This window comes from Collinsella sp. AF39-11AT, assembly GCF_003474585.1.
Lineage (GTDB): Bacteria > Actinomycetota > Coriobacteriia > Coriobacteriales > Coriobacteriaceae > Collinsella.
On the sequence record NZ_QROG01000006.1, the window covers coordinates 1 to 15614 of the forward strand.

General features: G+C 59.6%; 15 protein-coding genes. 14 read left to right on the top strand and 1 reads right to left on the bottom strand.

The window, feature by feature from the left end; all coding sequences use genetic code 11:
- Positions 1–182 precede the first annotated feature (182 nt).
- From purF to DW037_RS03850, 13 genes are all read left to right on the top strand, one after another.
- Positions 183–1853: an amidophosphoribosyltransferase gene (gene purF, locus DW037_RS03790; protein WP_118372846.1), complete on the top strand. Its 1671-nt coding sequence runs from the start codon at positions 183–185 to the stop codon at positions 1851–1853.
- 157 nt (positions 1854–2010) lie between these two features.
- Positions 2011–3114 carry a phosphoribosylformylglycinamidine cyclo-ligase gene (gene purM / locus DW037_RS03795; protein WP_055251557.1) on the top strand — a complete coding sequence of 368 codons (1104 nt, stop codon included), beginning with the start codon at positions 2011–2013 and terminating at the stop codon, positions 3112–3114.
- Positions 3104–3802, top strand: coding sequence for a phosphoribosylglycinamide formyltransferase (gene purN, locus DW037_RS03800; RefSeq protein WP_118372847.1), 699 nt, complete (start codon positions 3104–3106; stop codon positions 3800–3802). The genes purM and purN overlap by 11 nt, the downstream gene beginning before the upstream one ends.
- Before the next feature lie 151 nt (positions 3803–3953).
- Positions 3954–4298, top strand: a complete 345-nt coding sequence (locus DW037_RS03805) for a type II toxin-antitoxin system RelB/DinJ family antitoxin (RefSeq protein ID WP_117629795.1) — start codon at positions 3954–3956, stop codon at positions 4296–4298.
- Positions 4295–4762: a PIN domain-containing protein gene (locus DW037_RS03810; RefSeq protein WP_199578299.1), complete on the top strand. Its 468-nt coding sequence runs from the start codon at positions 4295–4297 to the stop codon at positions 4760–4762. Before DW037_RS03805 ends, DW037_RS03810 begins: the two co-directional genes overlap by 4 nt.
- Before the next feature lie 65 nt (positions 4763–4827).
- Entirely contained in the window at positions 4828–5295 is a 468-nt protein-coding gene (locus tag DW037_RS03815; protein WP_117735854.1) for a PTS sugar transporter subunit IIA, read from the top strand.
- Positions 5296–5519: 224 nt separating this feature from the next.
- The gene (locus DW037_RS03820; protein WP_117735855.1) at positions 5520–6740 is read left to right on the top strand and encodes a peptidylprolyl isomerase; all 1221 of its coding nucleotides are present in this window, start codon (positions 5520–5522) and stop codon (positions 6738–6740) included.
- 54 nt (positions 6741–6794) lie between these two features.
- Positions 6795–7238, top strand: a complete 444-nt coding sequence (locus DW037_RS03825) for a GatB/YqeY domain-containing protein (protein ID WP_118372849.1) — start codon at positions 6795–6797, stop codon at positions 7236–7238.
- A gap of 358 nt (positions 7239–7596) precedes the next feature.
- Positions 7597–8328, top strand: coding sequence for an amino acid ABC transporter ATP-binding protein (locus DW037_RS03830; RefSeq protein WP_055251548.1), 732 nt, complete (start codon positions 7597–7599; stop codon positions 8326–8328).
- 8 nt (positions 8329–8336) lie between these two features.
- The gene (locus tag DW037_RS03835) at positions 8337–9212 is read left to right on the top strand and encodes a transporter substrate-binding domain-containing protein (protein WP_118080062.1); all 876 of its coding nucleotides are present in this window, start codon (positions 8337–8339) and stop codon (positions 9210–9212) included.
- Between the two features lie 25 nt (positions 9213–9237).
- Entirely contained in the window at positions 9238–9984 is a 747-nt protein-coding gene (locus DW037_RS03840; protein ID WP_117564045.1) for an amino acid ABC transporter permease, read from the top strand.
- A 3-nt stretch (positions 9985–9987) separates the two neighbouring features.
- Positions 9988–10626 (top strand): amino acid ABC transporter permease, encoded by a 639-nt coding sequence (locus DW037_RS03845; protein WP_118372850.1) that lies wholly within the window; start codon positions 9988–9990, stop codon positions 10624–10626.
- Between the two features lie 48 nt (positions 10627–10674).
- Positions 10675–11298 (top strand): AAA family ATPase, encoded by a 624-nt coding sequence (locus tag DW037_RS03850; RefSeq protein ID WP_118094044.1) that lies wholly within the window; start codon positions 10675–10677, stop codon positions 11296–11298.
- Between the two features lie 50 nt (positions 11299–11348).
- Here the strand turns inward: DW037_RS03850 and DW037_RS03855 are convergent, their stop codons facing one another.
- Positions 11349–12752, bottom strand: coding sequence for a helix-turn-helix transcriptional regulator (locus tag DW037_RS03855; RefSeq protein WP_118372851.1), 1404 nt, complete (start codon positions 12750–12752; stop codon positions 11349–11351).
- A 226-nt stretch (positions 12753–12978) separates the two neighbouring features.
- Here DW037_RS03855 and DW037_RS03860 point away from each other — a divergent pair, with 226 nt between their 5' ends.
- Positions 12979–15369 (top strand): LPXTG cell wall anchor domain-containing protein, encoded by a 2391-nt coding sequence (locus tag DW037_RS03860; RefSeq protein ID WP_118372852.1) that lies wholly within the window; start codon positions 12979–12981, stop codon positions 15367–15369.
- The last annotated feature ends 245 nt before the right edge of the window (positions 15370–15614 follow it).

Sequence of the window (15614 nt, forward strand, 5' to 3'; positions counted from 1 at the left end):
GTTGCTGCCTAGGCTAGCCCCTTGTCACACAAACTACCGAAGCCTCTAAAATGTTTGGCTGCAAAACGGATTATAAGCTCGGTGGGCTTTTAAAAAGCGCTGCTCATGCGCTGAGGAGCACGTCGCGCCGTGCGTATAATAAGGCGGGTAACGCCAAAAAAACGAGGCTCTGAGGGGATACCATGTCTCAAGAAACCATCCGCGCGGCCGAGCGTGCCGCGGGACAGGTGAACACCATGTCGACGTATGATCCGGACTCCGACCAGCTGCATGAGGAATGTGGCATTTTCGGCGTATGGGCGCCCGATCGCGACGTGGCTCGACTGACGTACTTTGGCCTGCGTGCACTGCAGCACCGTGGCCAGGAATCGGCGGGAATCGCCGTGGGTGACGGCGGCACGGTTATGGTCCGCAAGGATCTGGGCCTGCTCGACCGCGTGTTCTCCAATGCCGACCTGTCGACGCTCTCCGGCCAGCTGGCCGTGGGTCATGTGCGCTACGGCACCGCCGGCGCCAAGAGCTGGGAGGCCTCTCAGCCGCACCTCTCTACCATCAACAGCGTCATTATCGCGCTTGCTCACAACGGCACCCTCGTCAACACCGACGAGCTGCGCCGCCAGCTGATCGAGCTGGGCGTGCCATTCCTCTCCAATTCGGATTCCGAGGTCGCGACCAAACTCATCGGCTACTTTACCCAGCGTACGGGCCATCTGCGCGAGGGCATTCGCAAGACCATGGAGCTCGTGCGCGGCGGCTACGCCATGACGCTCATCAACGAGCAAGCGCTCTACGCATTCCGCGATCCACACGGCATTCGCCCGCTCGTGCTGGGCAAGCTGGTGGACGAGGGTCTGGACCAGGCCGATGCCGCAGCCGTTTCGCAGCTGCCGTCGCAGGACGGCGCCACGACGGTCGACTCCGCCGTCCGTGTCACGCGCGCCGGCGGCTGGGTCGTTGCTTCCGAGACCTGCGCACTCGACATCGTGGGTGCCGAGTACGTCCGTGACGTCCGTCCCGGCGAGATCTTGCGCATCAGCGCCGAGGGTCTGGTATCCGAGCAGGGCGTGCCTGCAGCCGAAGAGCCCGCCAACTGCATCTTTGAGCAGGTCTACTTTGCCCGCCCCGACTCCATCATGAACGGCAAGAGCGTCTATGCCTGCCGTTACGACATGGGTCGCCAGCTGGCACACGAGGAGCCCGTCGAGGCCGACCTGGTCATCGGCGTGCCCGACTCCGGCCTGCCGCCCGCGGAGGGGTATTCGCACGAGAGCGGTATTCCCTTTGGCGAGGGCCTTATCAAGAACCGCTACGTGGGCCGTACGTTTATCGAGCCTACGCAGGAGTTGCGCGCCATGGGCGTGCGTATGAAACTCAACCCGCTGCGCGACAATATCGAGGGCAAGCGCCTGGTCGTCATCGACGACTCCATCGTGCGCGGCACCACCATGGTGCAGCTCGTCAAGATGCTGCGCAACGCCGGCGCCAAGGAGATTCACATCCGCATCAACTCGCCCGAGGTCATTTGGCCGTGCTTCTACGGTATCGATACCGACGTGCAGTCGCAGCTTATCAGCGCCAACAAGACGGTCGACGAGATTTGCGAGTATATCGGCGCCGATTCGCTGGCCTTCCTTTCGGTCGAGGGCCTGCTTAAGGTCATGCCCAAGGGCGGCTACTGCGACGCGTGCTTTACCGGCCGCTATCCCGTGGCGATTCCCGAGAGCTTTGGCCGCGACAAGTTTATGGAGGGCTTTAAGCCCCGCAACCTGGACAAGCCGCTGTACTTTGACGACGACGCCGTGGTCGAGAAATACGACGACCGCAGCTGGGAAGAGGAGCACGGCGAGGCCTAAAACCTGCCATATGGGGACAGGTTTATTTTGGTAGGTTTTACCTGCTGTTTTGTTGATATGACGGCGCGTGCTGTTATGGCGCGCGCCGAAATGAACGCAACTATGAGCACCGTTTGGCGCCCGTGCGGCGCCACGGTAGTGGGAGAGGAAGGCTCAGATGAGCGACAGCAAGCATGTGACGTACGAGGACGCCGGCGTCGATACCGCCGAGGGCGGCCGCGCCGTCGACGCGATTAAGCAGATGGTCAAGGATACCAATCGCCCCGAGGTTATCGGCGGCATCGGTGGCTTTGGTGGCCTGTTCTCGGCCGCCGCGCTTAAGGATATGGAAGACCCGATCCTGATCAGCGGTACCGACGGCGTGGGCACCAAGCTCGTGCTCGCCCAGATCATGGACCGTCACGAGACGGTGGGCCAGGACCTGGTCGCTATGTGCGTCAACGATATTCTGGCTTCGGGCGCCGAGCCGCTGTTCTTCCTGGACTACGTTGCCATCGGTCACATCGAGGCCGAGCACATGGCAAAGATCATCAAGGGCGTGGCCGACGGCTGCAAGCTCGCGGGCTGCGCGCTCGTGGGCGGCGAGATGGCCGAGCACCCGGGCGTTATGGCTCCGGCCGACTACGACCTCGCCGGCTTTACCGTGGGCGTCGTCGATCGTCCCAAGATGCTCGACCCCGCGAACGTTCGCCCGGGCGATGTGATCCTGGGCCTGCCTTCCACCGGCGTGCACTCCAACGGCTACTCGCTCGTGCGCAAGGTCATCGGCGTCGACGGCATCAAGCCGGGCACGCCCGAGGCCGCCGCTAAGGCCGAGGAGCTGAGCCGTCCGCTCGAGGAGCTCGGCGGCGCTTCGCTGGCTGACGCCCTGCTGGCTCCCACGCGCATTTATGTGAAGCCGATTCTTGAGCTGCTGCGCGGCGGCGCCAACGTGCATGCTATCGCCCACATCACCGGCGGCGGTATTACCGAGAACCTCAACCGCGCGCTCGCCGACGACGTTGACGCCGTGGTCACCCGCAACGGCGCCGAGATGGGTTGGGACGTTCCGCCCGTTATTACTTACGTGTCGCGTCAGGCCGAGCTCGCGCCCAACGAGGCATGCAAGACCTTCAACATGGGCGTCGGCCTGTGCCTGATCGTCGCCCCCGAGGACGAGGCCGCCGTGACCGAGGCACTGGTCGCGCTGGGCGAGAAGCCGTTCCGCGTGGGCGAGTGCGTCGAGGGTTCCGGTAAGGTCGTGTACTCCGATGAGCGCTAACGAGCAGATGGCTGCTGCCGAGGGCCTGGGCTTTGTGCCCTACACCCGTCCGACCGGCACCGATACGGCCGAGCCGCTTAAGATTGGCGTGCTTATCAGCGGCTCGGGTACCAACCTGCAGGCGCTGATCGACCTAATCGCCGCCGGCAAGCTCAACGCCTCGATTGAGCTCGTGGTGTCGAGCCGTCCTTCGGCCAAGGGCCTACAGCGCGCCGAGCGTGCGGGCATCCAGACGCTCACGCTGTCCAAGGATGTCTATGCCGACCCCATCGCGGCTGACGAGATCATCGCGCATGAGCTGCTCGAACGTGGCTGCGAGTACGTGGTGATGGCCGGCTATATGCGCATGGTGCACACGCCGCTGCTGGCGGCGTTCCCCAATCGCGTGGTCAACCTGCATCCGGCGCTGCTGCCGAGCTTTACCGGTGCCCATGCGATTGACGATGCGTTTGCGCGTGGCGTCAAGGTGACCGGCGTGACCGTGCACTTTGCCAACGAGATTTACGACAACGGCCCCATCATCGCCCAGCGTGCGCTGGCTGTCGAGGAAGGCTGGGACGTCGACACGCTCGAGGAGCATATCCACGCGATTGAGCACGTGCTGTATCCCGAGGTCGTGCAGATGCTCGCCGACGGCCGCGTTCACGTGCTGGAGAGCGGCAAGGTGGCAGTTGACCCGGCGCGCTAGTCGCTTGAAAAAGGGTCTCCTTGGTTTCCTTGAGATGTGAAAGCTTCATCAGAACCAAGAAATCTGATAGGGCCTCGTCCGTGTGCGGGCGGGGCCCTTTTGCGTGGCCTTTCATGTTTGCTATACTGCTAGCAGATAGAGAGGAGCCGCTATGGGTACAGCAACGGTGCAGCTCAACACGCGAATCGATCCTATGCTCAAGGCTGGTGGCGACGCGGTCCTAACTCGCAATGGATTGGGGGCGAGCGATGCTATTCGTGCGCTTTGGGTCTATCTTGTCGAGCATCAAACGTTGCCGGGATTTATGGTAGCGGATAAGCGCGAGGCGCCCCGTGCGGAGAGCCTGGCCGAGCAGGGGTGTGGCCTAGCTTTTTCCTCGTTGGGGCTAAGCGCTTCGGATTTTGCGCCAGGTGGATCATCTGCGGAAGACTGGGATGCCGTACGAGATGATATGTATGACGCGATGATTGCCGACATCGAGGCGAATTGCCGATGATCGAGGCAAAACGCCTGCTTGTAGATACGAACGTTTGGCTCGATTATTACCTGCAAGAGGGGGCATTCGATGAAGCGAAGAGATTGGTTGAACTGGCCGAGGCGGGAAAGGTCGACCTTCTTTATGCGCCCACGACGGCAAAGGATGTGTTCTACATTTTGCCTCGGCGTCTAGCCCGGCGGAATGCGAACGGGATTAGCGTGTCGTTTGCCTCGGCGTCATGGGCCTGCATCGAGCATATGATGCAGGTAGCAACGGCCTCTCCACTTTCGTTGGCAGAGTGCGAGATGGCACGCATGCTTGGCAAGCGTATGCCGGATCTTGAAGACAACCTCATCATTGCTTCGGGCGAGACGGCAGATGTTGACTACGTGGTCGCGAGCGACCGGCGCATGTTGGAGGCGATGCCCGAGGTTTGCCTGACGCCCGCGCGTGCACTCGAGATGATTGGGATCCTCGACTAACCTTGTCTGTCTGGTTTCGCTATCATATGGGGCAATGTGAACCCCATGCAACTTTGGAGGACGGTATGGCGGATAACGCCGAGGCGCTTTTCTCGCCTGAGCTGGTGTTTTTTGATTGGGAGTGTGCGACGCCGGATGAGGTGTTTGCGCAGCTCGAGGACGAGCTCGCTCCGCGCGGCTACATTGCCGACGGTTGGCTCGACGCCGTTCGCACGCGCGAGGATGCCTATCCCACGGGTCTTGCCATGCCGGCGGCAAACATTGCCATTCCGCATACCGATCCGGGGTTTGTGGCCAAGCCCTATATCGCGGTGGTGAAGCCCGCCGCGCCCGTGACATTTAACGCTATGGCTGGCATGGGCGCTCCGGTGCCGGCGCAGATCGTCATCAATCTGGGCATCGCCGAGCCGGGCGGCCAGGTCGAGGCCCTGCAAGCACTTATGAATATCTTTATGGACGCGGATGTCGCGGCCGATGTGCTCGGCCAGACCACGCCCCAGGGCATGGTCGACGCCATCCGCCGTCACTTCTAAGGTGGGGCTGAGTCGGCACTTGGGGACGTTCCTTTTCTGCCGGCAGTTAGGGACAGTCCCCGTGTGCCGGCACATAAAGAACGTCCCCAACTGCCAAGTGCCACATCTGTCCCCTTTGCACCAAAATGGTGCAGATTAACCTGTCCCCAATGCACCAAGCGTGCCGCGGGGGCTGCGTTGTGACACAATGGCGTTTGTTCGATTCGTTATGCGAAAGGCCAACTATGGCAAATAAGAAAAAGAACTCCGAGGCCGCGCCGACGCCCGAGCAGCAGGCCCACGCTGCCTCCAGCTCTCGCAAGAAGCAGCGCAAGACGTACGTGTCCAAGACCGTCAAGATCGTCCTGGTGGTCATCGGCGTGCTGGCGATGCTGCTTTCCGTCTCGGCGATGGCGTGCTCCGGCCTTATGTCGCAGGCCGAGGACACCTCGGGCTACAAGCTGACCGGCGGCGTGGCTGCTACCATCAATGGCACCAACCTCACCGAGGACACCGTGACCAAGCAGATCATGAGCATGCGCACGTCCTATGGCTACACCAAGGACAAGGACTGGGCACAGTACCTGGTCGACAACGACCTCACGCCCAAGAAGTACCGCAAGCAGCTCATCGACTCCTACACGCAGCAGATTCTGCTTCAGCAGGCGCAGAAGGAAAACGGCGTGACGGTGTCGGATGAGGAAGTCGAGAAGGCTTGGAAGGACGCGTGCAAGAGCGCGGGCGGCGCCAAGACCTTTAAGAAGACCCTTAAGACTTACGGCTACACCGAGGACACCTATAAGAGCTCGCTCAAGGAGAGCCTGGCGCAGCAAAAGCTCAAGGAAGCCGTGGCGCCCACCAGCAAGCCCAAGGACAGCGAGATCGTCGATTACATCAACGAGAACCTGTCGAAGTACAACGATGCCCGCCGCTCGTCGAACATCCTGATCAAGGTCGATTCCGACGCATCCGACGAGGACAAGGCTGCCGCCAAGGCCAAGGCGCAGGAGTGCCTGGACAAGATTAACTCCGGCGAGCTGAGCTTTGAAGACGCCGTGAAGCAGTATTCCGACGACACCGGTTCCAAGGAGAAGAAGGGCGACGTGGGCTGGGACAAGCTCACCACCTTCGTCGACAGCTATCAGGCGGCGCTCGAAGGCCTTAACAAGGGCGACGTGAGCGACGTCGTCGAGTCGACGTATGGTTACCACATCATCAAGTGCACCGACTACTTCCATGTCGATAGCCAGGTCGATGACATTAAACAGGTGCCCAAGGACATCAAGAAGTATGTCTCCAACGTGGTGAAGACGCAGGCAGAGAGCACTGCGTACAGCGAGTGGCTGGAGCAGTACAAGAAGGACGCCGACATCACCGTTAACCCCATGCCCAAGGACGTGCCGTACAACGTCAGCCTGAAGGGCGTCACCAAGAGTTCGACCGACAATTCGTCGACGACTGAGTAATCATGGGGCGGCGCTCGTGTGAGTGCCGCCCGCACTATTGAGGAGGATTTGCAGATGACCAACGAAGAGCTGCAGAAGGAAATGATCGCAGCCATGAAGGCTAAGGACAAGGTTCGCCTGTCTATCATTCGCCAGGTTAAGGCCGAAGTGAAGAACATCGAGGTCAACGAGCGTCGCGATGTGACCGAGGAAGACGTCAACAGCATGATCAAGCGTCTGATTAAGCAGACGAGCGAGACGCTGGAGATGTCCATCAAGGCCGGCACCGGCCAGGAGCGTACCGACAACCTGACCGAGCAGGTCAAGATTCTGGAGAGCCTGCTGCCCGCGCAGGTTTCGGGCGAGGAGCTCGAGGCCCTGATCGAGCAGGTTATCGCCGAGCTGGGTGCCACGTCCAAGAAGCAGATGGGCCAGGTCATGGGCGCGCTCGGCAAGGCCACCGGCGGCAACTTCGACAAGCCTGCCGCGGCAAAGATCGTCGGCGCAAAGCTGGCGTAATTTGTTACGCGGTTTTACCAAACCGCGTAACGGCTCGACGCTGCAAACCCGTACACGCGGCAATCTGACGTTCAATTTCAAGGGCGCGACCATAAGGTCTGCGCCCTTTCATTTCACGTCACCTTGCTCGCGTGTACGGGTTTTCGCTGACTTATGCTCAACAAGGGCGGTTGTATTATTTTCGGTGCTCATTGGGGACAGACTTAAATGAGTACCCACGGGGGGTACTCATTTAAGTCTGTCCCCAATGAGTGGGTGGAAGGTTGCGGGTTCTTTACGGGGATGTAGTGTGGGCTGCGGAAACGTGGTTCTTTCCGTACAATAGTTCAACTCGTGTAAACGCAGGGAAGGGACATCCATGGCAGACATGATCGAGATCAAGCATCTCAACAAGTACTTTGGCGACCTGCATGTGCTCAAAGATATCAACCTCACCGTCAAGCGCGGCGAGAAGCTCGTAATGATCGGGCCTTCCGGCTCGGGCAAGTCGACGCTCATCCGCTGCGTCGATTATCTTGAGGAGCCCACGTCGGGCGAGGTCATCATCGACGGTACGCCGCTCACCAAAAAGAATCACCTGGAGATGGCCCGCAAGTATAGCTCCATGGTGTTTCAGCAGTTCAACCTGTATCCCAACATGACGGTGCTCGGTAACCTGACGCTCGCGCCCATCAAGCTGCAAAAGAAGAGCAAGGAGGAGGCGACCGAGATCGCCATCGCCGCGCTCAAGCGCGTCGGCATGGCGCATAAGGCCGGCGAGTATCCGCAGAATCTCTCGGGTGGTCAGCAGCAGCGCATCGCCATCGCCCGCGCCCTGTGCACCAAGCAGCCCATCATCCTGTTTGATGAACCGACCTCGGCGCTCGACCCCGAGATGGTGCAGGAGGTGCTCGACGTTATGATCGAGCTCGCGCAGGAGGACATCACCATGATCTGCGTGACGCACGAGATGGGCTTTGCGCGCCAGGTGGCCGACCGCGTCATCTTTATGGAGGACGGCCGCATCCTGGAGGAGGGCACGCCCGAGCACTTCTTCGATAACCCCGAGAACCCGCGCTGCCGCGAGTTCCTGTCCAAGATTCTGCACTAGGCGCGGTGATGGACATGACGGATATGACGAGGGCGGCTGTATCGCGCCGTCACTTTTTGCAGCTGGCTGGCGCCGGCATGCTTGCGCTGACGGGGACCGCGCTTGCCGGTTGCGGCAACTCCACCAGCGGCGAGGGTTCCGACAAGGGATCCAAGCTTGCGGCCATTAAGTCGCGTGGCCATCTGAATGCCGGCGTTAAGAAAGACGTTCCCGGCTACGGCTATTACGACACCGCCAAGGGTCGCTTTGAGGGCATGGAAGTCGATTTGTGCTACCAGATCGCCGCTGCCGTCTTTGGCGTGAGCTACAAAGAGGCCCGCGCCCAGGAGCTTGTCGAGTTTACCGACGTAACGCCCAAGACGCGCGGCCCGCTGATCGATAACGGCCAACTCGACGTGGTCGCGGCGACCTACACCATCACCGACGAGCGCAAGAAGAGCTGGGATTTCTCGACGCCGTACCGCACCGACTACGTTGGACTCATGGTCAAGAAGCGTTCGGGCTTTACCTCGATTGAGAACTTGGACGGCAAGGTCATTGGTGTGAGCCAGGGTGCCACCACGCAGGGCCTGATCGAGCAGATGATCAAGGACAACGGCTTTAGCTGCAAGCCCGAGTTTAGGGCCTTTAGCGGCTACCCCATCATCAAGAGCTCGCTCGACGCCGGCAATATCGACGTCTTTGCCATGGATCGCTCCACGCTGGCCGGTTACATGAACGAGACCGTTGAGCTGCTGCAGCCCGAGGTCAAGTTTGGCGAGCAGGGCTACGGCGTGGCGACCAAGAAGGGCTGCGACCTTTCGGCCGTGGTCGATCAGGTGATTTGCGATCGCCTGGCCGATGGCTGGCTCGACCAAGAGGTCAAGACCTGGGGCCTTGTATAGGCACATCGTCCAAGGAAGGAATCAAATGCTCGAAGGATTATTTGACGCCGACCGTTGGTCGACGACATTTCAAAACATGGGGCCCTTCTGGGAGGGCTTTGGCGTGACGCTGCAGGTGGTCGTTGCCGGTCTGCTGCTGTCGCTGGTGCTGGGCACGCTGCTGGGCGTGTTTTCTACCACCCGTTCGCGGGTGCTGCGTGGCATCAGCCGCGTGTACGTGGAGTTTTACCAGAACACCCCGCTGCCCGTGCAGGTGCTCTTTATGTACATGGCCGGCCCGCAGTTTTTGCAGGCCATAACCGGTGCCGACCAGCCGGTGCGCATTGCGCCGTTCGTGTTGGGCTTCTTGGGCGTGGGCCTGTATCACGCGGCCTATATCTCGGAGGTCATCCGCACCGGTATCGAGGCGGTTCCGCGCGGTCAGATGGAGGCGGCCCAGAGCCAGGGCTTCACCCGTGCGCAGGCTTACTGGTACATCGTGCTGCCCCAGACGTTCAAGATCATTCTGCCGCCGCTGTGTAACCAGGCGCTCAACCTGGTCAAGAACACGTCGGTGCTGGCGCTTGTGGCCGGCGGCGACCTTATGTACCGTTCCGACAACTTTGTGAGTCTGTACGGTTACCTGCAGGGATACATCGTCTGCTGCCTTATGTACTTCATCATCTGCTTTCCGCTCGCCATGCTGGTGCAGTGGCTCGAGCGCCGCTCCAAGGAGCGTCCGCGCGGCGTGAGCCTGGCCGAGCTGGGGCTCGACAACGTAGAGGAGGCCTAGCGCATGGAAATCTTCAACGCGACCAACCTGCTCTACATTTGGGGCGGCTTTGTTAAGACCATCGAGATCTCGGCGCTGTCGATCTTTTTCTCGCTCATGTTTGGCACGGTGCTGGCGCTCGTTAAGAGCTATGCGCCCCGCCCATTCCGTATTTTGGTGAGCGCCTATATCGAGCTGTTCCGCTGCACGCCGAACCTGCTGTGGATCCTGTTTATCTACTTTACGGTGCAGGGTCTGGACATTGTGATTTCGACCATCGCCTTTACGCTGTTTACCAGCGCTGTTATGGCCGAGATTGTGCGCGGCGGCCTCAACTCGATTCCGCGCGGCCAGTTTGAGGCAGCGCAGAGCCAGGGCTTTGGCTTCTTTGCCACCATGCGCTACATCATTCTGCCGCAGACGTTTAAGACGATCATTCCGGCGCTGTTTAGCCAGTGCACGACCGTCATCAAGGACAGCTCGTATCTTTCGGGCATTAACGTGGCCGAACTCATGTACACGGCAAACGTCGTGATGGCCCACGCGATCGATCTGTCGCAGGTGCTTATGCTCTACGGTCTGGTGTTTGCGATGTACTTTGTGCTCAACTTTGGTATCTCGCTGCTGGTTCGCGCATATCAGAGGCGAATGGTGGCAGCGTAGAATGTGGCAAAGGGACAGCCCCTTTGTCACATAGAGAAAGGAATCGCGATGAGCGATCTGGAGAACAAGAAGAGTCCTGTGGTCATTACCATCGCGCGCGACTTTGGTGCCGAGGGCCACGAGATCGGACGCATCCTCGCCAACGAGTTGGGGATTCCTCTGTACGACAACGAGCTACTGGTGCGCGCGTCGCTGCGCGCGGGCGAGTCGCTCGACAAGATGGCCGCCTACGACGAGCGTCTGGCCGTGGAGAACATGGCGTTTCTGCCCGACCGCTACGATGCGCGTTCGTACTCGGACAAGTTGTTCCAAAAGATGAGCCAGGTGATTTTGGACCTGGGCGAGACCGAGAGCTGCATTATCGAAGGCCGTCTGTCCGATTACCTGCTGCGTAACAACCCCAACCATATTGCCGTGCTGGTGACCGCTCCCTTTGAGGATCGCGTCGAGATTGTGCGCAAGAAGCGTGGCCTTAATAAAAAGAAGGGCGCCAAGCTGGTCAAGCAACAGCAGAAGGCGCGTGAGGCTTTTTACAAGCGCTACAGCGCCGGCAAGTGGAAGATGACGAGCGGTAAGGACATCGTCGTCAACCGCGCCAAGCTGGGCCGCGAGGGCTGCAAAGACGTTATCGCCGCTGCCTACCGCTACAAAGTCGCCCAGCTCGAAGACTAACCGACCAAAACCACCACAAAGGGGCAGGCACCTTTGTGGTGGTTTTTGTTTTAGGCCGAGGGAAAGGCCTTGGTGAGACCGGCGCGCGTCTGCGTGTCGGTCTTTTGATAAATGGAGCTCAGGTGGCGCTGTACCATGCGCATCGAGATACCAAGCTCCTCGGCGACCTGTTTGAGCGGGCGCTCGTCCTGGGTTACGGCCATGAGCACGTCGACTTCGCGCGGGGTGAGAGCGTGATCGGTGATGAAGACCTGACGCTGCTCCTCGATACTCGGTGCTGCCAGCGCCTCCTCGGCAAGCTGTTGATGTTCGCGCTCCTGCTCGGTTTGGGGCAGGCGGAACAAGCCGGCTGCCACGAATGCTGCGCAGGCGGCGACGAGAAGCACGACCGCGCCAATCATGATGAGGGCGACGTTGCCAGAGGTCACAAGCGCAAGCGAGACGCCCGACGTGGTGAACGCGCACACGTTATTGGCCGCACGGCCCATGCCGGCCCAGAAGGCGGGCACGTGCATGCGCGGTGCCAGCTGAGTAAACGTGGCGGTAAAGAACGTGACGAAAAAGCCCGAGCTCAGGTAAAAGACGACAAGGCCCAGGTTGGGATCGGCGCCGGCTTCCACGGCCAGGATGGAAATGGTCGAGAGCACGGCGATGCCGAGCATGACAAGTCCCATGTATCGACGCTCGGCAAGATCAAAGATAATGCCGGCGGCAAGGCCGCTCGCCGCCAAAAAGAGGCGCGGCCATGTTTGCACGGCAATGGTGCCCTGGGCGTTGGAGAGCGTGACCACGTTGTCGAGGGTCGAGAACAAGCAGGCCAGAATCATGACGAGCGCGATGCTCCAACACGCCTGCTTGGCAAGGGCGTGCGATGGCTCAACAAAGGGATTGATGGCGGGGCTGGAGCTCTCGGCAGCCTTTTGGGGAACGACGCTGAGGGCAGAGATGGCGATCGTTGCCGCGCCAAGAATGATGAGCTCGACGATGCCACCGCAATTGAGCAGGTTGATGGCGAACTGCATCAGGATGCCCGCGGCATAGGCTGCTCCCGCACCGGTGGCGAGCTTGGGATCGTCTTGGAATGTCGTTGCGAAGGCATGGTGTGCCGCGCCGCCCAGTAGGCCGAGTCCGAGGAATGCGAGGCATCCCAGAATCTCGAGCGCAAGCGGGCTCGTGGGGGACTGAATCTGAGTCAACCCCAAGATGGCGATGGGGACGGCGGCGCTGACAACTGCCTGAGGCCGGCCTTTGCGCTGTGCGAGCCCGAGCAGCGGCGCATATCCGATAAAGCCGATCACGCTGGCGCCCAGGATAAAGCCCTGTGCGAGCACAACGCGTTCGGCGCCGGTGAGTAGCCCGACATTGATGTCGAATCGAAACTCGGCGGCAAGAAAGACAAAGGTAAAGAGCGCAAGTGCCAGAAGCGCGTTGATTTTAGGCCTGCTCAGGTTCAAGGACGGTCCTTTGGGTGGACGAATAATCGTGTCCTCGATTGTAGCGTTCCCGGGACGAGTGTGGCGATGGCGAAATCATATTGACTTAAACCGCAGGTAGAGGCCTGGGTTCACATCTACGAACCTAGGCATACGGAGTCATTTGACACATCTTGGTGGTACAGAATCACCGCAAAGGGGACAGGCACCTTTGTGGTGGTATGGCCCATCGACCAAGGAGGCCGTTATGTACGGAAACCACTTTGACAAGCAAACCCAACGCGAGCGTACCTGCTCGCTGGTTCACGGTACTTGGCGTTGTGTGGGTGCCAAAATCGCTTGCGCTGGCGCGTGTGCGCTTATGGTCGGCCAGCTGCTGCTGCCGAGCGTGGCGCTTGCGACCGAATGTGACGATTCCGTCGCTGCGATGGGCGAGGTTGCCGCGGCTCCGGTGACGCCGACGGTTGCGGAGGATACGGCTGCAACGACCGCACCAGCTGCTTCGACCGCGCCTGCAACCGATGCTGCTCCGACGGTACAAGCCACCGTTGAGCCTCAGCAGACAATCCCAGCCGATGCCGCCAATGAGTCTAGCGGTTCGGCGCTCGCTGGGCAAAACGCTTCTGGCGACGACACCGCCGCCATGCCGGCGAGTAACGCCATCATGCCCTGCGGTGTGACCGATGTTGTTGGCGGCAGCGGCGTTAGGGTCAATATTACGGTGCGGAACAATTACACCGACATCAAGAAAGAAGAAACGATTGAGTATGTGAAGGGGGTTGCCCTTGTAGATGGAGACCAGTCTGCTCTCGATGGTAGCGCTTTGACTTTTATCGGCCTGGGGGACTTGAGCGTCCATGCGGCGTATGACAGTGCGAGCAATAAAACAACGCTTACCCTGGATATCAGCAAGATTCAGAGACAGAAGGAGGAACAGAAGTACTTTACGGAGTACAAGGAGAATAAGTCCAAGATGACGACCACCTATGATGGATCCAAGCTTACGTATACGGGTACAGAGCCCGGGAATATCATCATCGGTGATCCGGACGACGCCTTTAAAGGAGACACCGAGGCGACCGGGAAACCCACTATTAACGAGATCCGGGATGACTACTACACCCGCACCCATGTCTACGAGAGGGCGTGCCTTGTTATCCCGGCAGCGGAATCAGAATCGGAATCCATCTCCTTTGCCAATGTTCAGAATACGAACTTCAATTGGCAGCTGGATACTGGTCCGCAGGCGACGGCAGGTGTCCCTAACTACGATGCAGATAAATACGAAATCGCTTATGAATGCTGGCAGGAATTTGAAAACAACGAACCCGTTGCTGCCTGGTATTCCGATAACGGCTCACATGGTTCCCTGCCGACTATTACAAAGTTTAAAAGCGGGAAAGAGTACGTGTATTCTCTTATGCTGAAGCCAAAAGACGGATATTCCTTCAGCGATGAAACCGTTGTTACCGTAAACGGGGAAACCGTAAAGTCGAGTCTAAGCGGAGAATTCCTGTATGTCCCTGCCATTAAAACAATCACGATGCCTGCTTCGTCGGAAAACGAAGCTCTTGAGAATCTAAACGTCAACGACGTGAAGACCGACTACGCGCCCGGCGAGGCGCCGCGCGCGACCGCGACGGTCCCCGCTGCCGATGCCGACAAGTACGAGATCGCCTATGAGTGTTGGGAGGAAATGGAGCTCGATATGGAATCCGGGGAGTCGGTACCCGTTGCCTTCTGGTATTCCGACCCCGCAAAGTATGCGCCGGGCATGAAGAAGATTGACCACTTCGAAGAGGGTAAGTTCTACATGTATTCCGTTGAGCTGAGGCTCAAGGGCGACAATACCGTGGGCAATGACTGCATGATGTACGTCAACGGCCATTGGGCGCACCACATCAAGACCGTCAACGGCGTTTTCGCGCCAAACGCTGACAATATGCTGTGCGAGCAGCCGATCGACGAATGGCGTGCCATCGACGTTATCGAGATCAACGGTGCTACGACCACCTTCAAGGCTGGCGATAAGCCGGTCTTTACGGCGAATGTTCCGACGGGCTCCAACTCCCTTCCTCAGTGTGAGTTCTGGACGGGTAGCGATGGCAGCGAAGTGAACTCTCAGAAGTTCTGGGATCAGAACATCACGAACCACATCGACGCCTTTAAGCCCGGCGTGGCCTATCGCTACGGTATCTACCTCAAGCCCGCGCGCGGCTTCTACTTCACGCCCGACACCAAGCTGGTGATCAACGGTCAGGAGTGCGGCTACCAGGTGGGCGAAGCGAGTGTAGTTGATCCCGAGAGCGGCTGGATCTACACCCTGTGGCTCAACACCGATTTGACGTTTACGCCCGAAGCCACGCCGACCCCCGATCCGCAGCCTACGCCGGATCCCAAGCCGACGCCGCAGCCTGAGGTTAAGCCTGAGACCAAGCCCGAGGTGAAGCCCGCGGCCAAGCCGGCCACGACAACCGCCACGACCAAGACGGTTGAGAAAACCACGCAGGCCAAGAAGGGCGATGCTGTCCTGGCTACCACGGGGGATACCACCGCGATGACGGTCGCCGCCCTAGGCGTCGCCGGCGCAACCGTAGCCGCCGCCGGCCTCGCCGCGACCAAGCGCCGCAAGCATTAGAGCTGGGTGACGGCTCTCGTTCTCGGCCTCAGCAAAATCTCAATCTGTAACACCAAACTGCCCAAAACGGCTCTAGATGTTACAGATTGAGATGAACCGAATGGCCGCCAATCTAATGTCTCGATCTGTAACACCAAGCGGGGAATTTGACCTCTAACTGTTACAGATCGAGACAAACTGGCCGGCCAAGTCCAGAACCGCCACAAAGGCGCCTGTCCCTTTTGTGGTGGTTTGCGCAGGTAGAA